Genomic DNA, 21,721 nt, shown 5'->3' with positions numbered 1-21,721 from the left:
TCGAATGCGTGTATTGGGCGGGTACCCGCTTTGCGCGGTCCTCAGTGTCCGGTTCGCTGGTCGCGTGCCCACGGAGAAGGAACGGCTCGACGTGGTCGAGCCGCAGGTCGCCACCCTGATCAGCCACGTCGGTCAGCTCGGCGCCGAGCTCGAGCGCGTCACGGCCCGGCTGACCGTGCTGGAGCGGCGGCTCTCCGGAGCCGGCGACGGGCCGCTGGTGGACCTGGACGCCGTGGCCGACGACGTCGAGCCGGTGGTCGAGGCGCTGCGCAAGGCGTGGGACGCCGAGCAGGAGATCCTCTCCGGCCCCGCGCGCGTGGAGCTCCGGCAGGAGGTGCTCGAGTTCGACGGCCTCAAGGCCCGCCGCGACGACGCGCGGTCCAAGTTGGACGGTGGCCGGGTGCCGCGGTTCGAACGGGACGCGCTGTCGCACGAGGTGCGGCAGATGGAGTGGCTGATCAATGCGAACGAGGCGAGCGCGCGGCGGGCGGCCGAGCGGCTGGAGGCCGACGAGGACGCCTCCGGTGAGGAGTGGCGCACCGAGGCCGTGCTCGCGGGCGACAAGGCGCGTGAGGAGATCAAGGACGCGGCCGCGCGGCGCATCTCCGACGCGCTCGGCCAGTACGCGCGCATGCCCGTGTGGTTCCGCGTCGGACTGGGGGAGATCCCCACGCCGGACCCGTCGTTCTGGCTCGAGTCGGCGATCGCCGTGCTCGCGTACCGGCTGGAGTACGGCGTCACGGACGCGGTCACACCGCTCGGCACGCCGCCGTCCGCCGCCTCGGGCAGCCAGAACTGGGTGCGCCGCGCGAACGTCCACGCCGACATCACCGACCGCCTCACGACGCTGGCCGCGACCTTCCACCTGCAGTAGCCGACGGGATCAGCCCGTGCGCTGCGGCATCAGGTTTCCGCCGACCATCGTCGCCAGCACCGGGATGTCCGCGATCGCGTCGCTCGTGCGCGGGTCCTCGCCGAGCACGACGAGGTCCGCGAGCTTGCCGGGCGTGAGGCTGCCCAGCACGTCCTCCTTGCGGCACGCGTAGGCGCCGCCGAGCGTGTACGCGCGGATCGCCTCCTCGACGGTGACCGCCTCGTCCGGACCGACCGCCCGGCCACCGGACGAGCGCCGCCGCACCATGAACTCGATGGCGCGCAACGGCGCCCCGTCCGCGACGGGCCGGTCGGAGCTGCCCGCGACGGTGATGCCGTGGTCGAGGAACGAGCGCCCGCGGTACATCCACGGCGCCCGCCGGGAGCCCATGATCTCGCTGTAGTCGTCGCCGTAGGCGTGCAGGAACGTCGGCTGGACGACGGGGATCATGCCGAGCTCCGCGATCCGGCCGAGCTGGTCGGGACGGACGAGCCCGCAGTGCTCGATGCGGTGCCGGGCGTCGGCGCGCGGCCGTTGCCGCTGGGCCTCGGCCACCGCGTCCAGGGTGAAGTCGATGGCGCGGTCACCGATCGCGTGGATCGCGAGCTGCCAGCCCGCGTGGTGCCCGTCGAGGATCGCCGCCCGCATGAACTCCTCGGACTCGGCGAGCTGACCGGAGTTGTCCGTGCCCGCGTACGGCTCGGTCAACGCGGCCGTGCGCGCGATCATGCCGCCGTCGGTCCACAGCTTCATGGCGCCCAACGACAGCATGTCGTCGCCGAAGCCGGTGTGCAGGCCCAGGTCGATCGCGCGCGGGATCCCGTCGGCCGGGTCGGCGGCGGCGTCGTGCAGGACGTACGCGGACACCATGAGCTGCACGCGGATCGGCAGCCGGGCGCGCTGGTACGCGGCCGCTTCGAGGGGACTGCTGGCGATCAGGCCCGCGCCGATGCCCGCCTCCGCGCACATCGTCACGCCCTCGGCCAGCACCTGCCCGGCGCTCGTCCGCAGTTCGGCGACGATCTCGTCGAGCGAGTACGGCAGTCGCAACGTGCGCGCGGCCAGTTGCTCGTTCTCGGTCAGCCAGCCGTCGCTCGTGATGCCCGGGAGTTGGCGCAGCACCACGGAGTTGACGACGCACGCGTGCCCGGACAGGTCGGCCACGTACACGGGCCTGCCGCCGCTGATGCCGTCGAGGTCGGTGGCGGTGAGCGGGCGGTCCATGATCCGCGGGTCGTACCCGGACGCCTCGATCCATCCCGTGCCGGGAGCGCCGGCGAGCCGGTCGAGGACCCCGGACACCGTCGCCAGTCCGGTGACGTCGACCGTGCGGCGGCCGTTCCACGCCAGGTGGGTGTGGGCGTCGATGAAACCGGGCAGCACCACGGTGCCGCCCAAGTCGACGGTCTCAGCGGCGGGCAGGCCCTCGACCTGCTCGTCCAGCCCGGCGATGCGGCCCTGCCAGATGCCGATCGTGTGCGCGGCGGGGCGTGCCGGGTCCATCGTGAGGGCCCGGCAGCCCGTCAGCTTGAGGTCGAGTTCCACCCCGTGAGTGTCTACGCCGTCGCGAGAACCGGCACGGGGGTGTTGGTCAGCACGGACGCCAGGATCTCACCCGAGCGCACCGCGACGTTGGACAGGAGCGACGACGTGATGCCGTGCGAGTGCTCGGTGCCGCCCTGCAGGTAGATGCCGCCGCGCAACGACGTCTGCACGCGGTAGTCGCGGCCTATGACGAGACGGCCCCTCTGGTCCCGTTCGCACGCCGTCTCGAGAGAGCCGAGCATCGGCGCGGCCTCGTCGTAGCCGGTCGCGAGCAGCACGAGGTCGGTGTCGACGAACTCCTGCTCGCCGGTGACCAGCGACTGGATCACCGCGCGAGCGCCTTCCGCGGTCTCCTCGACCGCGACGAGCCGGGTCATCTTCATCATCTTCAGCCGCTCGGTGCCGAGCACCTTCTCCTGGTACGCGGTGCGGTAGAGCTGCGCGATGAGGTCGACGTCGACCACGGAGTAGTTGGTGTTGCGGTGGTAGTCCATCAACCGCTGCTTCACGTCGACCGGGGCGTCGTAGTAGTGGTCGACGGCCTCGGGGTCGAAGATCCGGTTCGCGAACGAGCTGTCGTCGGCGGGGGAGTAGCCGTAGCGGGAGAACACCGAGCACACCTCGGCACCGGGGAACTCGCGGTGCAGGTACGCCACGGCCTCGGCGGCGCTCTGCCCGGCACCGACGACGACGCAGCGCTCCGGGTTCTTCAGCTCGCCCACCCGGTGCAGGAACTCGCTGTTGTGCCACACGCGGTCCGACAGCGTGATGCCGTCGGGGACGGACGGCCTGAGTCCGGTGGCGAAGACGAGGTTGCGGGCGTGGTACACGTCACCAGTGGCCGTCGTCACCTCGAACAGGTCGTCCTGGATCGCTTCCACGCCAACGGCTTCGATGCCGTACGCGACCACGTCGTCGACCTGCGCGGCGGCCCACTCGAAGTAGTCGTGGAACTCGACGCGCAGCGGGAACAGGTTCTTGTGGTTGACGAAGTCGATCAGCCGGCCGCGGTCGCGGAGGTAGCACAGGAACGAGAAGCGGCTGGTCGGGTTCCTCAGGGTGACGAGGTCCTTGAGGAACGACACCTGCATGGTGGCGTCGTCGAGGAGCATGCCCCGATGCCAGCCGAAGGCCTGCTGGCGTTCCAGGAACACCGCGGTGACAGGGGTTTCGGCCTGCTCGTTGTGCTCGGTCAGAGCGATGGCGAGCGCCAGGTTCGAGGGACCGAACCCGATACCGACGATGTCGTAGATCGGATGCATGAGCACCGAACTTAGGGCAGCCTAAGCTTGCTTGGCAAGCCGTCAGTTAGGTTAGCCTGACCGTATCGCACCGAGGTGAAGGAGGACACCCCCATGAGGGTCGTCATGTTCGGGTTCCAGACCTGGGGTCATCGCACCCTGCAGGCACTTTTGGCGTCCGAGCACGAGGTCGTCCTGGTGGTGACCCACCCCAAGGGTGAGGGCGCGTACGAGAAGGTCTGGAGCGATTCGGTCGAGGACCTGGCCCGGGAGAACGGCGTCGACGTGATCGTCCGCGAACGCCCGGAGGACCAGGAGCTGCTCGACGCGCTCAAGGCCGCCGAGCCCGACGTGATCGTCGCCTGCAACTGGCGGACCTGGATCCCGCCGCAGGTCTTCGCGTTGCCCAAGCACGGCACGTTGAACGTGCACGACTCGCTGCTGCCGAAGTACGCGGGCTTCTCGCCGTTGATCTGGGCGCTTCTCAACGACGAGAAGGAAGTCGGCGTGACGGCCCACATGATGGACGACACGCTCGACGCCGGCGACATCGTGCTGCAGCGCTCGGTCCCGGTCGGCCCGCGCGACACGACCGCGGTGCTGTTCGAGAAGACGCTGGAGCTCTTCGGGCCGATCACGGTCGACGGCCTCGCCGAGATCGCGTCCGGCCGCACGGACTTCACCAAGCAGGACCGTTCGCAGGCCTCGTTCTTCCACAAGCGCGCGGAAGAGGACCTGCGCATCGACTTCACCTGGACGGCCGAGGAGCTCGACCGCCTGGTGCGCGCGCAGTGCGCGCCGTACCCCAGCGCGTTCTGCTTCCACCGCGGTCAGCGCCTGGAGGTCATCGAGGCGGACGTCTCCTCCGAGGTCTACGGCGGAACCCCCGGCCGGATCTTCTACCGCGAGGGCGACGGCGTGGCGGTCGTCGCGGGCGCCGAGGCACGGCGCGGCCGCAGCAAGGCGTTGCTGGTCAAGAAGGTTCGCACCGCCGATGGCACCGAGCTCAAGGCGCACGAGTACTTCAAGAACATGGGCGGTTACCTGACTTCCCGTCCCTGACACGACACGCGGAACACGGGCCGGGTGACCGGCTCGTGATCCGCATGGTCGATCATTGCCGCATGAATCGCGCGGCGGTGACGTCACTGGTGGTCTTCGTGCTGCTCGTGGCGTTGGGTTGGTACCTCACGAATCTCCAGTCCTCCCAGGAGAACCCGCCCACGCCGCCCGTGCCCACCGGTTCCGCTCCGGCCGGTTCGTCCGATCTGGGCGCCTTGGTGATCGCGCCGGAGGGCAAGATGGCTGGCTACAGCCGCGACCGCTTCCCCCACTGGGCCTCGCAGGGGAACTCCTGCGACACCAGGGAGATCGTGCTGCAGAAGCAGGGCACCGACGTCAAGACCGACAAGGACTGCAAGGCCGTCTCCGGCACCTGGAACAGCGTCTACGACGGCGTGGTGATCAAGGAGGCCGGCGAGGTCGACATCGACCACACCGTCCCGCTGGCCGAGGCGTGGCGTTCCGGCGCCGACAAGTGGACCGACGACGAGCGCAAGGCGTTCGCCAACGACCTCGGCGGCATCCAGCTGCTCGCCGTGACCGCGAAGTCCAACCGCAGCAAGGGCGACCAGGACCCGGCGAAGTGGAAGCCGCCGGTCGCGGCGTACGGGTGCACGTACGCGCAGCACTGGATCGCCGTGAAGATCACCTACAAGCTGACCGTCGACCAGGCCGAGCACGACGCGCTGGCCGTGTTGCTCAAGACCTGTTAGCCCGGCCAGAACCCCGGGTTCCGGGTGGGCGTGAAGTCGAGGAGCCCGCTGCGGAACCCGCCGGTGAGCAGGTCGAGCAGGAACGCGCTCACCGGTCCGTCGTGCTCTTCCCAGCTGGAGAACTCGGCGTCGCACAAGGCGATCGTCCACTGGTCCGGCTCACCGTCGGCGCGCCAGAAGAAGGTGACGCCCCTGTCCGCCGTGCCCCACGGGACGAGACCGTCCGGTGCCTCGTGCAGGGCGCTCAGGTAGTCGTCTAGCGACTCGTCGTCCGCGATGGGCGAGACCACCTCGACGACGTGGTCGAAGACGCCGTTGCCCAGCGCGGACATCAACTCCTTGTAGTCGCCGGGGAACACGAGCCCCAGGTGCTCCTCGGCCTCCGCCCACAACTGTCCGGGCACACCCTTCGGCTCCTGCCCGAGCAACCTGAGCAGGTCCGCGCTCCCCGGCAACTCTTCTCCCTCGTGTGCGGGTTGTGCGACACGGCCCGACCCCCCAGGCGGGCCGCATCGCCATCCCTCTCGCCCGGCCAGTCCCCACGACAGGCCGGTTTCCCCCTATCCGACCTGGACGGACTCGAACAGGCCGGACAGCTTCCAGTGCGTCACGTACCCCATCGCCTCGGCCGCGATCAGCACGTCGAGCTTGCCGAGGTTCGTGCGCGCCGGCATCTGGTACGCCTTGCCGCGCCGCGCGTCGAGCACCATCGGGACGGCGCCCGGCAGCGTGTCCGCGACCGTGTGCTGCAGGATCCGCAGCCCGACGTTGGCCGCCTCCCTGGTCAGCGGCACCTCCTTGGTGTGCACGAGCACCGCGTACGTCGTGCCGTCCTTCTTGCGCAGCCCCAGGTGCGGCCGCACCTTCAACGTGAGCTCACCGGCGCGGTAGGTGGCCCCCTCCACGGGCACGCCGGTCGCCTTGAACGACGTCAGCCAGGGCAGGAAGCCGTCGGCGATCTCCTCGAACGCCCGCGGCTGGCCCGTGCGGTTGGCGTTCTGGACCGCCTTCTTGAGCTCGATCTCCGGTTCGGTCGAGTTGACCGCTCGTCGCATGGCGTCGCGGATCGGGTTGTAGAACCCGCAGACCCTGGTGTCCGAGGCCAGGTACATCCCCCGCTGTTCCGACACGATGTTGATGCGTCCACGCTGACCGCTCATGACGTACTCGGTGAACGACAGTGCGGTGACGCTGACGTTGTTGTCCGGCAACGTTTTCTCCCCTCGTACCGCGAGCTTCACCTGACGTTATCCGAGGGGTCCGACAAAAACGGGGCTGCTCCGAACGGTCCAACCGTCACGGAATGTTGAACAATCACTCGATTAGGTGACACATAGAGTTGCGACCTCGATCGCAATCGGTGAACGGACCGTGACGAACCGGCAACCGATCACGGACATGACCGTTCGTCTGCCGTTCGCCGACGCTCACCGAACGCTCACCGCAAGACCAGCGGCTGTAACACTCCGTAGAAGATCAACACGGAAGAATGGACTTCGTCAGGAAGAGTTTCGGCGAGGGAGCACGATGGCGGTCAAAGCGGAGCGTTCACCCGATAGAGCGGGTGACGTGGAGGTTCCGCAGTCGTGGCAGCCGGCGAGATGGCCGGCCCACCCCGCCACCTGGCCGCACGCGGTCCAGGTGACCGTGATCCTCGTGCTGATCGCGCTGCTGCTGTGGGCGATCGCCGTGACCCTCGGCCCCGACCAGGCCTTCATCGTCGGCTCCGCGGGCGTCGCGGCCAAGCTGATCTGCATGTACCTCGACACCCGCGAGAGCAACTAGCGCCCGTAGCGCTCCGCCGAACGCGCTTTGGCCTTCGCCGCCTCGACCTCGCGGTCCTTCGGCGGCGCCGTCGTGACCAGCGCGTCGAGCAGTTCCTGCGTCGCCGCCGCCACGGCCGCGACCGCCTTGTCGAACGCCGCCTGGTTCACCGCCGACGGCTTGGTCGACCCGCCCACCTTCCGCACGTACTGCAGCGCCGCGGCCTGCACCTCGTCGGACGTGGCGGGCGGTTCGAAGTTGTGGAGCACCCGGATGTTTCGGCACATGCCTCCACTATGACCTGCTGGGCGGCGCCGCGCGGGTGTGGATGCGTTCTCCCTGCTTGCCGAACAGGCTGAGGATCTCGGCCGGCCGCCCGTCCGCGCTGCTGAAGCTGTGCGGCTGCCGGCAGTCGAACTCGGCCACCTCACCCGCGCGCAGCACGACCTCCTGGTCGCCCAGGCGCAGCCGGATCCGCCCGCTCAGCACGTAGAACCACTCGTACCCCTCGTGCACGCGCGGTTCTTGCAGGTCGGAGTCGGTGATGATCATCTTCCACGCCTGCAGCGGACCGATCGACCTGGTCAGCGGGATGCCGACACGGCCGTGACCCAGTTCGCGCGGCTTCATCACGACGCGCGGATCACCCACCTCGGGCGCGCCGACCAGGTCGTCCAGGGTCACCTGGTAGGTCCGCGACAACGGCATCAGCAGCTCCAGCGTCGGCTTGCGCTGGTCGGTCTCGAGGCGCGACAGCGTCGACTTGGAGATGCCCGTCATCTCGGACAACGCCGCCAGCGTCAGGTCGTGCTCCGCTCGCAGCGCGGCGAGCCGTTGCCCCACGGTTGTTGCCATAATGGCAACTTACTTTGCCAAAACTGGACTGTCGACCGCACCCTCGAACCATGACGTACGAAGTGGTGATCATTGGTGGGGGAGCGGCCGGGCTGAGCGCCGCCCTGATGCTGACCAGGGCGCGCCGCAGCGTGCTCGTGGTCGACGGTGCCGAGCCGCGCAACGCGCCGGCCGCGCACATGCACAACTACCTCTCTCGCGACGGCCTTTCGCCGTTGGAGCTGCTCAAGCACGGACGGGCCGAGGTCGAAGGATACGGCGGCGAGATCGTCAACGACGAGGTGCGCGGCGTGACCAAGACCGATGACGGGTTCGCCGTCGAGCTCTCCGGACGAACCGTGCACGCCCAGCGCCTGCTGTTCGCGACCGGCCTGGTCGACGAGGTGCCGGAGGTCCTGCGCGCCCGCTGGGGCCGTGACGTCTTCAGCTGCCCGTACTGCCACGGTTACGAGGTCCGCGACCAGAAGCTGGTGGTGTTCGGCGAGGAGATGAAGGTGGCGCTGGTCCGGCAGTGGTCGGACGACGTCACGCACGTCCCGTCCGTCGACGGCATCGAGGTCGTGGACGACAGGCTGGTCGCGGTGATCTCGAACGGCGAGCGCGTGCCGGCCGATGCGCTCGTGTACTCCGCACCGGTCAAGCCGCGTGACGAGTTCCTCCTGGCGTTGGGCGCCGAAACCGAGGAAACGATGATGGGCCCGTTCGTGCGCACGGACGCGAGGGGCCGCACGAGCGTTCCCGGCGTCTACGCGGCAGGCAACGTCACGGACCCCGCGGCCATCGTGATCGTCGCCGCCGCCCAGGGCGCCCAGGCGGCCGGGATGATCAACGTGGACCTGCTGGGGCTCATGCCGGCAGGCTGATCCGGAACGTGGAGCCCTCACCGAGTGCGCTGGTCACCGACAGCGTGCCACCGTGCGCCTCCACGAGGTGCCGCGTGATCGCGAGTCCGAGCCCGCTGCCGCCCGTGCGACGGCTGCGGGACTTGTCGGCCCGCCAGAACCGGTCGAACACGTGCGGCACGTCCTCGGGCGCGATGCCGCTTCCGGTGTCGGTGACCTCCAGGACCGCGTTGTCCTGCTCCCGGAACAGCTTCACGACGACCTCGCCTCCGGGCGCGGTGTAGCGGACGGCGTTCGCGACGAGGTTGCCGAGCGCCTGCCGCAGCCGCACCGGGTCCGCGGTGATGTGCACCGGCGTGGTCTCGGCGCGCAGCAGGACCTCGCGGTTCTGCTGCGCGGTGACGACCTGCTCCACGACGTCGTCGAGCGCGATCGGCTCGGGGTGCAGCCGCAGCGTGCCCGCGTCGGCCTGGGCGAGGTCGTGCAGGTCGTCGACGAGTCGTTGCAGCAGGAGGGATTCCTCCAGCAGCATGCCGATCAGGTGCGGGTCCGGCTCGGCCAGCCCGTCCTGCGTCGCCTCCAGCCAGCCGGTGATGTTGCCCAGCGGCGTGCGCAGCTCGTGGGCCACGTCGCTGACCATCGCCTGTCGCTGCCGTTCGGTCTCGGCGAGCTTCTCCGACATGGCGTTGAACGACTTGGCCAGCTCGCCGATCTCCCCGGCACCGCCGTCGACCCGTGCCGTGCGGTCGCCTTCCGCCGTGCGCTTGGTAGCAGCCGTGAGTGCGCGGATAGGCCGTACGAGCTGTGTCGCGGTGACCCACGACGCGAAGCCTGCGATCGCGAGGATTCCCAGCGCCACCAGCGTGATCCGGGTCGCACCGGTCGTCGACAGGTCGATCGGCCGGGGCTCGTCGCCCGTCACCTGCGTGAGGAACAGCTGCACCGGCTCGGCGACGTACGGCTGGAGCTGCTCGCGGCGCGCGGTGTCCATGCAGCTCACCACGTCCGGTGGGGAGTCGCGGACCATCAGGACGTCCCAGTCGAGCATCACCCTGCTCGGCGGCTTGTCCACGATGGACGGTTCACCCTTCTGCGCGGCGAGGCACTTGGTGAACAACGCCTGCAGTTCCTCGTACGCGGCGGTCTCCGTGGCCGTGAGGGTGTAGAGCCGGTCGCCGACCGTGCAGTCCTCCCACTTCGACAGGTTGCCGGGCTGGTCGTTGGAGAGCCGCGGCCTGCCGTTCGGTGCGTCCACGATGGTGATGTAGCGGTTGCATTCGCTGAGCTGCGCCGAATAGGCGTGCAGGAGCCGGTGCTCCTCGTCGGTCAGCTTGAACGGTCCGACCGCCCGCCGGTCGATCTTGCCGTTGACGTTCAACGGGTCGACGACCGCTCTGGGGGTGATGGGAAGCTGCGGCGAGTTCTCGTCGCCGGTGTCGACGAGCTTCCTGCCGGTGTGGTCGGCCAGCGCGATGCGCCGGTCGTACTTCCGCGCGATCTCGTCCGCCGTGCCCTTCGCGCCCGACCAGTCCTGGTGGGTCGCCGCGTACCCCACCAGTTCGTCGACGATCGCGGCATCGGTCTCGAGCGCCTCGCCCTGCTCCTGCCGGATCGCGCCGGTCGTCGCCTGGCTCGCGAGCCACGCCGTGACGGCGATCGAGCAGGCCGCGATCACCAGGGAGAACAGGAAGAACCGGACGAGGAGGCTTCTCATACGAGCTTGTACCCGATGCCGTAGACGGTGAGGAGGCGTTCCGGCCGGCGCGAGTCCTGCTCGATCTTGCGGCGCAGCTTCATCATGTGCACGTCGACCGTGCGCGCGGTGATGAACCCGTCCTCCAGCAGCTGTTCGCGCGTGAACACCCGTTGCGGCTGTGCGGCCATCTTGGCCAGCAGGCGGAACTCCGCGGGCGTGAGGCTCACCAGCTCGTCGTTGATGCGCACTTCGTGACGGATCGGGTCGACGGTCAAATCCCCGACCTTCAGCACCGTGGCGTTCGTCTCGCGCGCACGGCCGGTACGCCGCAGGATCGTGCGCACGCGCGCCACCATCTGCCGCGGCCGGAACGGCTTGGTGATGTAGTCGTCGGCGCCGAGGTCGAACCCGAGCAGCACGTCGTCCTCGGTGGACCGCGCGGTGAGCAGCACGATCGGCACGTCGGACTCGGCGCGGACGGCGCGCACCACGTCGATGCCGTCGACCAGCGGCATCATGACGTCGAGGACCAGCAGGTCGGGGTTGCGCCGCCGGGTCTCGTCGATCGCCGCGCGTCCGTCGTGGACGACCACCACCGAATGCCCGTCGTGCTGGAGGTACCGGCGCACGAGTTCGGCCTGGTGGACGTTGTCCTCGGCGACGAGGATGTGGGCACACACAGAGCGAGTATGCAGCTCTTCACGACAGCCAAGCGGAACGCAAACAGGTTCTTCATCAGTTCCGGCGAGCGTTGCCGTCATGAAGGTGCACCTCGCCCTGGCGGCCGTCGGCCTGACGGCCCTGCTGCTCACGACGACCCAGCTGGCAGGCGAAACAGCTCCCGCGGCCGCGCCGACCACCACCACCACCACGTCGTCCCCGGAGCCCGTCCCGGTCTCGCCAGCGCCGCCGGTTCGGGTGTACGCGTCCAGCTCGGACCTGCCGGACGGCCCGGAGTTCCCGGTGGCCGGCGCGGGCACGTTCCACGTGGTCCCGGGCAACGGCCCGGTCGTCGGCACAGGCCCGTTGCGCACCTACGCCGTCGAGGTCGAAAACGGCATCACGGTCGACGAACAGGCGTTCGCGGCGTTCGTGGACGCCACACTCACGGACCCGCGCGGCTGGACGGCCCGTGGCGCGCGCTCGGTGCAACGCGTGTCCGGCGCCGCGTCGGTGCGCATCCGGCTCACGTCGCAGCAGACAGCGCGTTCCGTGTGCGGGTTCGAGATCCCGGTCGACGTCTCGTGCCGTGACGGCAACTTCGTGTTCCTGAGCGCCGCCCGCTGGTTCCGCGGCGCGGTCGCGTTCCTGCCGGACCTGACCGCCTACCGGACGTACATGGTCAACCACGAGGTCGGGCACGCGTTCGGGCAGGGCCACGCGCCGTGCGGCGTGGCGGGTGGTCCGGCGCCGGTGATGATGCAGCAGACGTTCAGCGTGTCCAACGACGAGATCGTGCGCATCACGCAGGGCGTGCCGCAGGGCGCGGTCATCCCGCAGGACGGGAAGGTGTGCACGCCCAATGGTTGGCCATACCCGTGAGCCGCCGCGTCACGCGCTCACGGCGCACCGGCTGCGACATTCGCTCGGGCTGAACCCGTGCACGCGCTTGAACGCGGCGCTGAACCCGAACGCGTCCGCGTACCCGACCTTGCGCGCCACCGACGCCACCGTCGCCGACGACTCGGCCAGCAGATCGGCCGCCACGGCCATCCGCCACTCCGTCAGGTACGTCAGCGGCGGCACCCCGACCAGCTTGGCGAACCTGCTGGCCAGCGTCGTCCGCGCCACCCCGGCCTCCCGAGCCAGCAACGCGAGCGTCCAGGGCCGTTCGGGATGGGCGTGCATCGCCTTCAGCGCCGGCCCGACCACCGCGTCGGCCTGAGCGCCCAGCCACCCGTCCCCGTGCTCGCGGTCGAACCACTCCTTGAGCGAGCAGACCATCAGCCAGTCCAGCAACCGGTCCGCCACCACAGCCGGCCCGCCCGTGCCGATGGAGTCGTAGAACTCCGCGCACCCGTCCTCGCCGGGCGCCACGAGCGCCGCGGGCAGGATCTCGGTGAGCTTGCGCGCCACCGACCCCATGACGTCGTACGTGCCACTGATCATCGTCGCGTCCCCCAGCACCGCGACGGATCCCTGCACCACCAGCACGTCACCGGCCCGCGCGACCACGTCCGCGGCCCGCACCTCCCCGGCCGTCACCGCGCACAGGGTGAGCCCGCCGAACACCTCCGACCCCGACACCTCGGTCCGGCGCACCCCGGCCCCATCCGCCCGCATCCCCCGCAACAGCTCGTCGAACGGCTCCATGCCTCCAAGATACGGCCCGAACGATCGAACATCATCGATGAACTCTCGCCCATGTCGCCTTCGCGGCCCTCGCGGTTGGCTGGCCTCATGACAGACGACATCCTGGTTCTGGGCGCAACGGGCAAGACGGGCCGCCGCGTGGTCGACTCCCTCGAGGCCGCAGGGGTGACGCCGCGCAAGGCGTCCCGCGCCACCGGCTTCGACTGGAACGACCCGACGACGTGGAAGCAGTTCCTCCACGAGGTCACCGCCGTGTACCTGATCGCCCCACAAGACCCGGCGCACGCGGCACAGTTCACGGACCTGGCCACGACCGCGGGCGTACGCCGCCTGGTCCTGCTCTCCGGCCGTTCCCTGGACCAGGTCCCCACGACCTTCGCACCAGGCATGCACGCCGCCGAGGCAGCCCTCCGAACCGGCACCACCCCGTGGACCATCCTGCGGGCCAACAACTTCAGCCAGAACTTCTCCGAAGAGGCCTGGACCGCGGACGACCTGGCCCTCCCGGTCGACGACACTCCGGAACCGTTCGTGGACGTCCGCGACATCGCCGAGGTGGCAACCCTCGCCCTCACCACGGACGACCACCACGGCCAGACCTACGACCTGAGCGGCCCGCAAGCCCTGACCTTCGACGAGGCCGTCGCCAAGATCTCCGCCGCCACGGGCCACCGCAAGACCCTGACCCGCCTGACCCCGGCCGAGTACCGCTCGTACCTCCTGGCAGAAGGCCTCCCAGAAGAGGTGGCGACAGAACTCAACGCGCTCTACGACGCAATGCGAGCAGGCATCCTGGCCACCCCGACAGACGACATCGCCCGCCTCCTCGGCCGCCCGGCCACCAGCTTCGACACCTACGTCTCGGACACCTGGCGCTGACGAGGCAACAACAGGTGCACGGCGAACCCGGCCGCCGTCGCCAGCACCGCCTGGTAGACGACCGACACCTGGTACCCGCCGCCGACCATGAACGCGGCCTCCAGCCCGGTCGTCCACCAGCCGGCCAGCTCACCGAGCCCGAGCACGTGCCACCCGAAGAACCCGGCACACCACCCGGCCACCGCCCAGGCGGCCGTGCCGCCCCGCTTGACGAAGAGGAAGGTGGACACCGCGGCCACGGCGTTGAAGGCGAGGGCGATGCCGGTCAGCGTTGCGTCGGCGCTCCAGACCAGGCTCGCCACCGTTTGCAGCACGAGCACGCCGACGACCAGCCCGACACCCAACCGCGTCTTGTCCACGTGCCGATTATTCAGCCGGGGTCTTTCGGGCGTGCGCCGACCACCGCCGTGCCGTGCCGTGCTCCTTCATTGCTGCATCTGGCGGCTGTTTGCTCGGCGTTCGGTTGAAATCGTCTTCAAGTGGGACTTGGGGACATCACCGCTGATGCGGTGCGTGCGGCGCTGGCGGAGCACGACCGGATGGGGTTGCCGGACTTCTGCGACCACCACGGCTTCGACCGGTTGCGCAATTACGTGATCGCTGCCGGCGGACGCAGGTACGGCTCTCGGGTGATCACAGCCGCCGCTCACGGCCACCTGCCCGGTCTGGCACCGTTGCATCCATCGGACGTCGCGGACGACGAGGTCGTCAACGAGATCTTGAAGAGCCTGGGGTTCGAGGTCAAGGAGCTGCGACCACCCCCGTGGTCGCGCGAGGAGCTGATCCTCGCGTGCTCGCAGTTGTTCTCGAACAACAGGGTGGCGCAGAAGGCCAAGGAGCCAGCGGTGCAGGAACTCGCGGTGCTCCTGCGGCAGCTGCCGTTCCACGCTCCGCAGGACCGCGGGCACAGCTTCCGTTCGGTCAACAGCGTCCAGCGCAAGCTCTACGACCTGGAAACCAGCCTTCCCAACTACGCGAAGAAGAAGACCCGAGGCGGAGCGCTCGACGAGATCATCGTCGAGGAGTTCGTCGCCGACGAGATCACAATGCACCGTCAGGCCGCCGCCATCCGTGCTGCGCACATCCCCAGGGCATGGGCTCTCTTCTCCGCCGAGGACAACCGCAAGTACAGCGGCAACACCGGCTACCCGGACGTCCTGGGGTCGAGCTACGTGTACGACGACGAGGCCCACCGCGCGCACCAGGTCCGCGAAGGCCATGTGATCGTCATCTGCGACAGCGAGGACGTGCTCGGCATCGGCCGGATCAGCCGCATCGACCGCCAGGACGGTGTGCTGAAGCAGCAGGAGGTGTGCCCTCACTGCGAGAGCGGACAGTTCGACGAACGCGGGAGTCAGCGCCCCCGTTACCGGTGCCGCCGTGAGGGCTGCAACCACGAGTTCGATGAACCGAGCACCAAGCACATCACCGTTAAGCAGTACGTCGCGTACTACGGCGGTACCTGGCGCGCACTCGATGGAGCCATTACTGCGGACGAGGTCAAGGAAGCCTGCGCAGACGAGGCGTGGGAAGGCACCATCCGACCTCTGGAACTCGGCAAGCTCGAAGCGATGCTGGCACAAGTGGCAGTGCCACTGCCCTCACTGGAGGCTGAGGCCCGTACCGCGGCAAAGGTGAAATCAGCGCGCAGCGCCATTGGCGAAGGCGACGGAAACGCTCCCAAGGGCGGTCGACGTGAGAGCAAGACGAAGGCGCGCAACGGCCAAGGCGGTTTCCGGAAGGCACTGATCCAGCGGTACGGCCACGTCTGCGCGATCACCGGCCCTTGTCCGGCCGAGGTGCTGCAAGCAGCACATCTGCGCAACTTCGCCGAGCACGAGACCCACAACCCGGCCGAGGGCGTGTTGCTGCGCGCGGACGTGCATCTGCTGTTCGACAACGACCTGCTCGCGGTCGACCCCACCACCTGGCGCGTCGTGCTGGCCTCGTCCCTGAGCGACTACCCCGCTTACGCCTCGCTCGACGGCGCCAAGTTCGCTGACGGTCCTTGTGAGAAGGCGATCACCGACCACTTCATCGCGGTCACGGCCACGTGGTCTTGATGCACCACGAATGGCTCCACGGCGTGGCCCGTGCCCGGACACGAAGAGGGCCGCTGACCTGTTCACGCAGGTCAGCGGCCACATGTTCCAGCGCCCCTGGCAGGATTCGAACCTGCGACCTCGGGATTAGAAGTCCCTCGCTCTCTCCACTGAGCTACAGAGGCTGGAGGGGTGCGAAAGCGGCCACGACGCGTGGCCACCGGTGCCCCCACCGGACACATCGTCCGGAGTCGATCGACTGTTTCCGCCCTACGTCCAATCGGGTGATGAAAACAGTCTAAACGTGACTCAGATCACTTCCGTGGGGCCGTTGAGGCTCTCTCCACGAGGGAGACGCCGAGTCTCGTCGGGCGGGGTGGTCTTCCGCCGGCCAGTAATTTCAGGGCCAGCTCGCCCGCTCTGCGGCCCTTGTCGGCCAGGGGTTGACGCACGGTAGTCAGCGGTGGGTCGCTGTAGGCCGCTTCGGGGACGTCGTCGAAGCCGACCACCGAGATGTCCGCGGGAACGGACAGGCTCAGGTCGCGGGCTGCCTGGAGGGCGCCGAAGGCCAGTTGGTCCGACGCGCACAGCAAGGCGCTCGGGCGTGGCGTGCGGGTGAGCAACCACCGCGCGCCTAGACGTCCGAACTCGCGATCACTGCCGCGCGCCTCCCACACCGGAACATTGTCCGGTTTCACCCCTGCTTTTTCCAAAGTGTCGAGGTAGCCGCCCAGGCGGTCGCGGCTCACGCGGAACGGCACGGCCGAACGGCGCTCGTGCGAGACCGGTCCCTCTAGGCCGTCCGGGTGTAGCGCGAACGTCAGGACGCCGAACCTCGTGTGGCCCAGTTCCAGCAGGTGTGTCGCGGCCGCGGAGGTGCCGGTGTAGTCCTGCACCTCCACGCGTGCGGAGTTCGGCAGTATCGGTTGGTCGATCACCACTAGCGGCAGGCCTCGGGCGGCCACTGCGTCCAAAGCCGGTGCGTGGTCCGGCAGGGAGTAGGCGACCATCACGTCCGCTTGGGCGCGCGACACGATGGACGGGCGCGGGCCGCCGGTCGAGTCGCCCGGCATCAGGACGAGGCTGTGGTCGTGGCCGTCGACGGTCTGGGCGAGGCCGTCGAGCACGATCGACAGCGCCGGGTCCGAGAACGCTCCGGACAGGCCTTGGGGCAGCATGAAGCCCACTGCTGCGGACGAGCGGGTCGCTAGTGAGCGGGCCACCGGGTCGGGGCCCGCGTAGCCGAGGGTGCGGGCCGTTTCGAGGATGCGTTCGCGCAACGACGACGACAGCTGGTCTGGGCGGTTGTACGCGTTCGACACCGTTGCCCTGGAGACCCCGACGGCCGCGGCGACGGTGTCCAGCGTCGGCCTGCGTCGGCGGTCGGAGTCCACGAACGCATCGTATGCGAGAGATCGCAACGCATCCGCTGGCGCTCCTGAAGCGCTTCAGTCATGCTGGATCGCATGTCCCCGCGTCTGGCCACGTTCGTCGTCTTCCTCTTGAACGGTGCCGTCTTCGGCACTTGGGCCTCCCGCGTGCCCGCGCTCGCCGAACAGATCGGTGCGGAGGTCGGCAGCCTCGGCCTGGCGCTGCTCGGGGCTAGTGCCGGTCTGGCATTCACGGCGCCGTTGGCGGCACGGGTCTGTGCGCTCTACGGCTCGCGTTGGGTGCTGATAGCTAGCAGCCTCCTCAGTCCGCTGCTTCTGCCCGTGCTCGCGTTGTCGGAGTCACCGCTGCAGTTCGGACTGACGCTTGTGGCTCTAGGGGCGAGCATCGCCGCGATGGACGTGTCGATGAACATGGCCGCGGTCGTCGTCGTCCGCAGTCTGCAGCGGCCGTTGATGCCGCAGTTCCACGCGGGGTTCAGCGTCGGCGGCCTCATCGGCTCGTTGGGCAGTGCCGCCGCCGCTCAGGCGCAGTGGACGCCCATGAAGCACTTCCTCCTGGCGGCGCTCGTCGGTGCACTGGTGGCCGTGCTCATCGCGAAGAACGTCCCCGGAGGAGTGGGGGAGCGCCACAGGGACGAGGCTGCCGAACACGTGAACGTGCTCAAGAGCCCGGTCCTCTGGCTGTTGGCGGGCGTCGCGCTGTGCAGTGCCATCGCGGAGGGGGCGGCGGCGGACTGGTCTGCGTTGTTCATGGTGCGTGAGCGCGGTATGAGCGACGCGGCGGGCGCGTACACCTATGCGGGCTTCTCGGTCGCGATGGCGCTCGCACGGTGGTTCGGCGAACCGTTCCAGCGCCGCCTGGGCCCGCACGGCCTGCTCGCCGCGGGTGGTGGCCTCGCCGCGACGGGCCTGGGGCTCGCGGTGCTGGTCCCGATCCCGGCGGCCGGGTACCTGGGGTTCGGCCTGGCCGGCCTGGGCCTCGCGTTCTCGTTCCCCGTGGTCATGGATCTGGCGAGCGAGACCGGCAAGCGCGCTGACGGCAGCGGTGGGGAGAGGCAGCTCGGGCTGGTCACGACGATCGCCTACAGCGGCTTCTTGGCAGGTCCGCCGATCGTGGGCGGGCTGGCGCACGTCAGCTCTCTCGTGGTGTCCCTCGGGTTCGTGGCGGTCGTCACGGCGCTGATCATTCCGACGACCCTGCTGGCCAGGAGGGCGGCTAGGCAGGCGGCATCCGTTTGAGCGCTTCCTGCCTGAGCGGCTCCAACGCCCTGCTCGCCTCGCTCTCGGTGGCGTCACCGCTCATGCCGACGGCCACCAGCAACGACTCGTCGCGCGTCACGGCGATGGTGGCCGTGCACACCGTGTCCTTGCCCGCGCCCGGCCGCGTGCAGCTGAGCCAGGTGGCGTGCTTGGACGTCTCGACCTCGCGGCCCTCCGTCTGCGACTTCTTCGACGCCTCGAACGACCGGTACGGCACCGCCACCATCACGTACGAGCCCTCGTTGAGCGTGAACAGGCACGAGTTCGCGAGCTCGGTGCGCGGAACGGGTTGGAACTTCAGCGTGCCGAGCGGCTTGAGGTCCTTCTCCGTCACCAGGGCGCACGGGTCGACGCCGGCGGTCTTGCGCGGGGTCGCGATGGCGAGCGGCGGCAGCGGGGCCGCGACCGGGTCGCCCTGGACCGAGTACGCGCAGCCGGTCAGCGAGACCAGCACGAACAGCAGGAGGAGAGAACGTCTCACACGGGGCAACACTAGAGCGTCGTAGGCTCCGGGGCGTGCCAATCGAACGCTCCACCAGAACGGGTTTGGTGCCCCTCGTCGCCATCGGCTTCGCCGTGGCCGCCCTCGCGGCCGTCGCGCTGAGCTCGTTCGAGAGCAACCCGCCGGTCGGTGTCCAGATCGTGCGGGTGCTGACCGAGACGGGTGCGGTGGTGACCATCGGCTCGTTGCTGCTGGCGGCGTTCCTCGTGCCACCGCAGAAGTCCGGCACTCTCGCAGCGGACGGTTACGCGGCGATGCGCACCGCCGGGTGGTTCGCGCTCGTGTGGCTCGTCGGTGCACTGCTGTCCGTGCCCTTCACCACGGCGGCCGCGATCGACAGGCCGGTGAGCTCGTTCACGTTCAGCCAGATGATCGCGACGGCGATGCTGCTGGAGCAGTCGAAGGCATGGCTGCTGACGGCGATCATCGTGGCGTTGCTCGCACTGGGGTGCCGTCTGGTGCTCACGTGGGGATGGACGACCGTCCTGCTGTTCGGCGCCATCTTCGCGTTGGTGCCGGTTGCCGTCACGGGCCACTCGTCGTCCGGCGGCTCGCACGACATGGCGACGAACAGCCTGTTGTTCCACCTCGTCGCCGCGGTGCTCTGGGTGGGTGGCTTGATCGCGTTGCTCGCGCACGGCAGGCGTGGCGGTGCGCACCTCCCGCTCGCCGCGACGAGGTTCTCGAAGATCGCGCTGGTCTGCTGGATCGTCATGGCGGTCTCCGGCGTGGTCAACGCGCTGGTGCGCATCACGCTGGCAGACCTGGTGACGTCCACCTACGGCCGGCTGACGCTCGGCAAGCTGGCGTGTCTGCTGGCGCTCGGCGTGTTCGGCTACTTCCAGCGCGAACGCGGCGTGAAGGGCGTGGTCGACGGCAGGCCGCACGCCCTGCTCAAGCTGGCCGGCCTCGAGATCCTGCTGATGATGTTCACCATCGGCCTGGCCGTGGCGCTCGCCCGCACGCCCCCGCCCGGCGGCAGCACCGAGCTGCCCAGTCGCACGGAGATCGCGATCGGCTACGACCTCGACGGGCCGCCGACGCTCGCGGCCATCCTGTTCGACTGGCGCTTCGACCTCATCTTCGGCACCGCGGCGCTGGTCCTCGCCGCGCTCTACGTGCTGGGCGTGCGCAGGCTGACCCGGCGCGGCGACAAGTGGCCGGTCGGACGCACCGTCGCGTGGCTCTGCGGCTGCTTCTCGCTGTTGTTCGCGACGTCGTCGGGCATGGGCCGGTACTCGCCGGCGATGTTCAGCGTGCACATGGAGGCGCACATGGTGCTCTCCATGCTGACGCCGATCCTGTTCGTCCTGGGCGGGCCGGTCACGCTGGCGTTGCGCGCGCTGCCGGTCAACAAGGAGGTGCCGGGGCCGCGGGAGTGGGTGCTGGCGTTCGTGCACTCCCCGGTCGCGCGGCTGCTGACGAACCCGTTCGTGGCGCTGGCACTGTTCGTCGGCTCGTTCTACGCCCTGTACTTCTCGGGGCTCTTCGAGGCCGCGCTGCCGTTCCACTGGGCGCACCTCGCGATGAACGCGCACTTCATCCTCGCCGGGTACGTCTTCTACTGGCCCGTGATCGGCGTGGACCCGTCACCGAACAAGCTGCCGCCGCTCGGCCGGTTGGGGCTGTTGTTCGCGTCGATCCCGTTCCACGCGTTCTTCGGCGTCATCCTGATGAGCTCCACGACCGTGATCGGCGAGCAGTTCTACCGCGGCCTCTCGCTGCCGTGGGTGCAGAACCTGCTGGAGGACCAGCGGCTCGGCGGCGGCATCGCGTGGGCGGCGGGGGAGATCCCGTTGCTGGTGGTCATGGTCGCCCTGCTCACGCAATGGGCGCGGCAGGACGGCCGGGACGCGAAGCGGTACGACCGCAAGGCCGACGCCGATGGGGACGCCGACCTCGAGGCCTACAACGCGATGCTGCGGAAGATCTCCGAGAAGGGTTAGACCGACAGGGGGCGGCGGAAGCCGCGGACCGCGAAGAACGCGCCGACCGCCGCGATCACGCCGCTCGTGACCAGCGCGCCGGCCACACCGGTGACCGGGTGGGCGAGCGCCAGGCTGCGGGCGGCGTCGACCGCGTAGGTGAGCGGGTTGACCTTCGCGATCGCCTGCAGCCAGCCGGGCAGGCCGCCCACCGGCACGAACGCGCTGGACGCGAACATCAGCGGGAACATCGCCAGGAAACCGACGGTCTGCATGAGCTCCGCCTTGCGCACCCAGGCGGCGATCGCGATGAACACCCAGCTCAGCGCCCATCCGACGACCAGGGCCAGGCCCAGAGCGGCGAGGGTGCCGAGCATGCCGCCGTCCGGGCGGAAGCCGAACACCAGGACGCCGAACGCGATCATCAGCACCAGCTGGAACGCCGTGCGGACCGCGTCGGAGAGGTTGCGTGCCAGCAGGACCGTGCTCGGGCGGATGGGCAGCGAGCGGAACCGCGCGAGCACACCGTTCGACATGTCCTGCACGAGTCCGATGCCGGACGCGAGAGAGGACTGCATCGCGGTGTTCACGAGGATCGCGGGCAGAAGGAAGTTGATGTAGCTCATGCCCGGCGGGAAATTCGCCGTGGACGTGATGCTGCCGAAGATCTGGCTGAACAGCGTCAGCATGATCAACGGCTGCAGGATGCTGAAGAACACGAGTGCGGGCGTGCGCAGCAGCGCGCGCAGAGAGCGGCCGGTCAGTACGAGGACTTGGGTCGGGTAGCTGCTGCCGTGCCAGGTCAAGGTCGCCATGA

23 protein-coding genes and 1 tRNA gene are annotated in these 21,721 nt (G+C 69.2%); 10 read left to right on the top strand and 14 right to left on the bottom strand.

Features of this window, described 5'->3' with window-relative positions; genetic code table 11:
* Positions 1–64: 64 nt before the first annotated feature.
* Positions 65–874 carry a hypothetical protein gene (locus ND450_RS24730; protein ID WP_253321064.1) on the top strand — a complete coding sequence of 270 codons (810 nt, stop codon included), beginning with the start codon at positions 65–67 and terminating at the stop codon, positions 872–874.
* 9 nt (positions 875–883) lie between these two features.
* On the opposite strand, the gene ND450_RS24725 is transcribed toward ND450_RS24730, so the two are convergent.
* Positions 884–2,419 carry an amidohydrolase gene (locus ND450_RS24725; RefSeq protein ID WP_253321063.1) on the bottom strand — a complete coding sequence of 512 codons (1,536 nt, stop codon included), beginning with the start codon at positions 2,417–2,419 and terminating at the stop codon, positions 884–886.
* Positions 2,420–2,430: 11 nt separating this feature from the next.
* Complete coding sequence (locus ND450_RS24720) at positions 2,431–3,681, bottom strand: lysine N(6)-hydroxylase/L-ornithine N(5)-oxygenase family protein (RefSeq protein ID WP_253321062.1); 1,251 nt, start codon at positions 3,679–3,681, stop codon at positions 2,431–2,433.
* 93 nt (positions 3,682–3,774) lie between these two features.
* Here ND450_RS24720 and ND450_RS24715 point away from each other — a divergent pair, with 93 nt between their 5' ends.
* Both ND450_RS24715 and ND450_RS24710 read left to right on the top strand, forming a co-directional pair.
* Positions 3,775–4,722: a methionyl-tRNA formyltransferase gene (locus ND450_RS24715; RefSeq protein WP_253321061.1), complete on the top strand. Its 948-nt coding sequence runs from the start codon at positions 3,775–3,777 to the stop codon at positions 4,720–4,722.
* A gap of 62 nt (positions 4,723–4,784) precedes the next feature.
* A complete protein-coding gene (locus tag ND450_RS24710; protein ID WP_253321060.1) occupies positions 4,785–5,435 on the top strand; it encodes an HNH endonuclease family protein in 651 nt (216 codons plus the stop codon).
* On the opposite strand, the gene ND450_RS24705 is transcribed toward ND450_RS24710, so the two are convergent.
* Together ND450_RS24705 and ND450_RS24700 are read right to left on the bottom strand one after the other, a co-directional pair.
* The gene (locus tag ND450_RS24705; protein WP_253321059.1) at positions 5,432–5,890 is read right to left on the bottom strand and encodes an SMI1/KNR4 family protein; all 459 of its coding nucleotides are present in this window, start codon (positions 5,888–5,890) and stop codon (positions 5,432–5,434) included. The two genes, ND450_RS24710 and ND450_RS24705, sit on opposite strands and share 4 nt — an antisense overlap.
* 105 nt (positions 5,891–5,995) lie before the next feature.
* On the bottom strand, positions 5,996–6,646 hold the full coding sequence (locus ND450_RS24700) for a hypothetical protein (protein ID WP_245786467.1): 651 nt from the start codon (positions 6,644–6,646) through the stop codon (positions 5,996–5,998).
* 358 nt (positions 6,647–7,004) lie between these two features.
* Here ND450_RS24700 and ND450_RS24695 point away from each other — a divergent pair, with 358 nt between their 5' ends.
* The gene (locus tag ND450_RS24695; protein ID WP_253321058.1) at positions 7,005–7,220 is read left to right on the top strand and encodes a hypothetical protein; all 216 of its coding nucleotides are present in this window, start codon (positions 7,005–7,007) and stop codon (positions 7,218–7,220) included.
* Here the strand turns inward: ND450_RS24695 and ND450_RS24690 are convergent.
* Together ND450_RS24690 and ND450_RS24685 are read right to left on the bottom strand one after the other, a co-directional pair.
* Complete coding sequence (locus tag ND450_RS24690) at positions 7,217–7,486, bottom strand: DUF2277 domain-containing protein (protein ID WP_089922145.1); 270 nt, start codon at positions 7,484–7,486, stop codon at positions 7,217–7,219. The two genes, ND450_RS24695 and ND450_RS24690, sit on opposite strands and share 4 nt — an antisense overlap.
* Positions 7,487–7,493: 7 nt before the next feature.
* Positions 7,494–8,054, bottom strand: a complete 561-nt coding sequence (locus tag ND450_RS24685; protein WP_253321057.1) for a cupin domain-containing protein — start codon at positions 8,052–8,054, stop codon at positions 7,494–7,496.
* 50 nt (positions 8,055–8,104) lie between these two features.
* Here ND450_RS24685 and ND450_RS24680 point away from each other — a divergent pair, with 50 nt between their 5' ends.
* Positions 8,105–8,917: an NAD(P)/FAD-dependent oxidoreductase gene (locus ND450_RS24680; protein WP_253321056.1), complete on the top strand. Its 813-nt coding sequence runs from the start codon at positions 8,105–8,107 to the stop codon at positions 8,915–8,917.
* Here ND450_RS24680 and ND450_RS24675 read toward each other — a convergent pair.
* Positions 8,901–10,610, bottom strand: a complete 1,710-nt coding sequence (locus ND450_RS24675) for a cell wall metabolism sensor histidine kinase WalK (RefSeq protein ID WP_253321055.1) — start codon at positions 10,608–10,610, stop codon at positions 8,901–8,903. The genes ND450_RS24680 and ND450_RS24675 overlap by 17 nt on opposite strands.
* Positions 10,607–11,272: a response regulator transcription factor gene (locus tag ND450_RS24670; protein ID WP_253321054.1), complete on the bottom strand. Its 666-nt coding sequence runs from the start codon at positions 11,270–11,272 to the stop codon at positions 10,607–10,609. Before ND450_RS24670 ends, ND450_RS24675 begins: the two co-directional genes overlap by 4 nt.
* Positions 11,273–11,351: 79 nt before the next feature.
* On the opposite strand from ND450_RS24670, the gene ND450_RS24665 reads away from it, so the two are divergent.
* Positions 11,352–12,134: a DUF3152 domain-containing protein gene (locus tag ND450_RS24665; protein ID WP_253321053.1), complete on the top strand. Its 783-nt coding sequence runs from the start codon at positions 11,352–11,354 to the stop codon at positions 12,132–12,134.
* Positions 12,135–12,143: 9 nt separating this feature from the next.
* Here the strand turns inward: ND450_RS24665 and ND450_RS24660 are convergent, their stop codons facing one another.
* On the bottom strand, positions 12,144–12,905 hold the full coding sequence (locus ND450_RS24660; protein ID WP_253321052.1) for an AraC family transcriptional regulator: 762 nt from the start codon (positions 12,903–12,905) through the stop codon (positions 12,144–12,146).
* Between the two features lie 87 nt (positions 12,906–12,992).
* Here ND450_RS24660 and ND450_RS24655 point away from each other — a divergent pair, with 87 nt between their 5' ends.
* A complete protein-coding gene (locus tag ND450_RS24655) occupies positions 12,993–13,784 on the top strand; it encodes an NAD(P)H-binding protein (protein WP_253321051.1) in 792 nt (263 codons plus the stop codon).
* Here the strand turns inward: ND450_RS24655 and ND450_RS24650 are convergent.
* Positions 13,760–14,143: a hypothetical protein gene (locus ND450_RS24650; RefSeq protein ID WP_253321050.1), complete on the bottom strand. Its 384-nt coding sequence runs from the start codon at positions 14,141–14,143 to the stop codon at positions 13,760–13,762. The genes ND450_RS24655 and ND450_RS24650 overlap by 25 nt on opposite strands.
* Positions 14,144–14,263: 120 nt before the next feature.
* Here ND450_RS24650 and ND450_RS24645 point away from each other — a divergent pair, with 120 nt between their 5' ends.
* Positions 14,264–15,847 (top strand): HNH endonuclease signature motif containing protein, encoded by a 1,584-nt coding sequence (locus ND450_RS24645; protein WP_253321049.1) that lies wholly within the window; start codon positions 14,264–14,266, stop codon positions 15,845–15,847.
* 91 nt (positions 15,848–15,938) lie between these two features.
* Here the strand turns inward: ND450_RS24645 and ND450_RS24640 are convergent.
* Together ND450_RS24640 and ND450_RS24635 are read right to left on the bottom strand one after the other, a co-directional pair.
* Positions 15,939–16,011, bottom strand: a tRNA-Arg gene (locus ND450_RS24640).
* Positions 16,012–16,140: 129 nt separating this feature from the next.
* Complete coding sequence (locus ND450_RS24635; RefSeq protein WP_253321048.1) at positions 16,141–17,220, bottom strand: LacI family DNA-binding transcriptional regulator; 1,080 nt, start codon at positions 17,218–17,220, stop codon at positions 16,141–16,143.
* 72 nt (positions 17,221–17,292) lie between these two features.
* Here ND450_RS24635 and ND450_RS24630 point away from each other — a divergent pair, with 72 nt between their 5' ends.
* Positions 17,293–18,456, top strand: a complete 1,164-nt coding sequence (locus ND450_RS24630) for an MFS transporter (RefSeq protein WP_253321047.1) — start codon at positions 17,293–17,295, stop codon at positions 18,454–18,456.
* Here the strand turns inward: ND450_RS24630 and ND450_RS24625 are convergent.
* The gene (locus ND450_RS24625; RefSeq protein ID WP_089922171.1) at positions 18,434–18,958 is read right to left on the bottom strand and encodes a hypothetical protein; all 525 of its coding nucleotides are present in this window, start codon (positions 18,956–18,958) and stop codon (positions 18,434–18,436) included. The genes ND450_RS24630 and ND450_RS24625 overlap by 23 nt on opposite strands.
* Positions 18,959–18,993: 35 nt before the next feature.
* On the opposite strand from ND450_RS24625, the gene ND450_RS24620 reads away from it, so the two are divergent.
* Positions 18,994–20,925, top strand: coding sequence for a cytochrome c oxidase assembly protein (locus ND450_RS24620; RefSeq protein ID WP_253321046.1), 1,932 nt, complete (start codon positions 18,994–18,996; stop codon positions 20,923–20,925).
* On the opposite strand, the gene ND450_RS24615 is transcribed toward ND450_RS24620, so the two are convergent.
* Entirely contained in the window at positions 20,922–21,719 is a 798-nt protein-coding gene (locus ND450_RS24615; protein WP_253321045.1) for an ABC transporter permease, read from the bottom strand. The genes ND450_RS24620 and ND450_RS24615 overlap by 4 nt on opposite strands.
* Between the last annotated feature and the right edge of the window lie 2 nt (positions 21,720–21,721).

The organism is Lentzea sp. HUAS12 (genome assembly GCF_024125735.1).
Taxonomy (GTDB): Bacteria; Actinomycetota; Actinomycetes; order Mycobacteriales; family Pseudonocardiaceae; genus Lentzea; species Lentzea albida.
The sequence above is the reverse complement of the archived record's forward strand: the minus strand, read 5'-3'. Positions and strand labels throughout refer to the sequence as shown.

Coding starts and splice junctions, on each gene's coding strand:
- ND450_RS24720 (WP_253321062.1), bottom strand. CDS start 3,681: ATGCATCCGATCTACGACATCGTCGGTATCGGGTTCGGTCCCTCGAAC.
- ND450_RS24715 (WP_253321061.1), top strand. CDS start 3,775: ATGAGGGTCGTCATGTTCGGGTTCCAGACCTGGGGTCATCGCACCCTG.
- ND450_RS24710 (WP_253321060.1), top strand. CDS start 4,785: ATGAATCGCGCGGCGGTGACGTCACTGGTGGTCTTCGTGCTGCTCGTG.
- ND450_RS24690 (WP_089922145.1), bottom strand. CDS start 7,486: ATGTGCCGAAACATCCGGGTGCTCCACAACTTCGAACCGCCCGCCACG.
- ND450_RS24685 (WP_253321057.1), bottom strand. CDS start 8,054: ATGGCAACAACCGTGGGGCAACGGCTCGCCGCGCTGCGAGCGGAGCAC.
- ND450_RS24680 (WP_253321056.1), top strand. CDS start 8,105: ATGACGTACGAAGTGGTGATCATTGGTGGGGGAGCGGCCGGGCTGAGC.
- ND450_RS24675 (WP_253321055.1), bottom strand. CDS start 10,610: ATGAGAAGCCTCCTCGTCCGGTTCTTCCTGTTCTCCCTGGTGATCGCG.
- ND450_RS24665 (WP_253321053.1), top strand. CDS start 11,352: ATGAAGGTGCACCTCGCCCTGGCGGCCGTCGGCCTGACGGCCCTGCTG.
- ND450_RS24660 (WP_253321052.1), bottom strand. CDS start 12,905: ATGGAGCCGTTCGACGAGCTGTTGCGGGGGATGCGGGCGGATGGGGCC.
- ND450_RS24655 (WP_253321051.1), top strand. CDS start 12,993: ATGACAGACGACATCCTGGTTCTGGGCGCAACGGGCAAGACGGGCCGC.
- ND450_RS24630 (WP_253321047.1), top strand. CDS start 17,293: ATGTCCCCGCGTCTGGCCACGTTCGTCGTCTTCCTCTTGAACGGTGCC.
- ND450_RS24615 (WP_253321045.1), bottom strand. CDS start 21,719: ATGGCGACCTTGACCTGGCACGGCAGCAGCTACCCGACCCAAGTCCTC.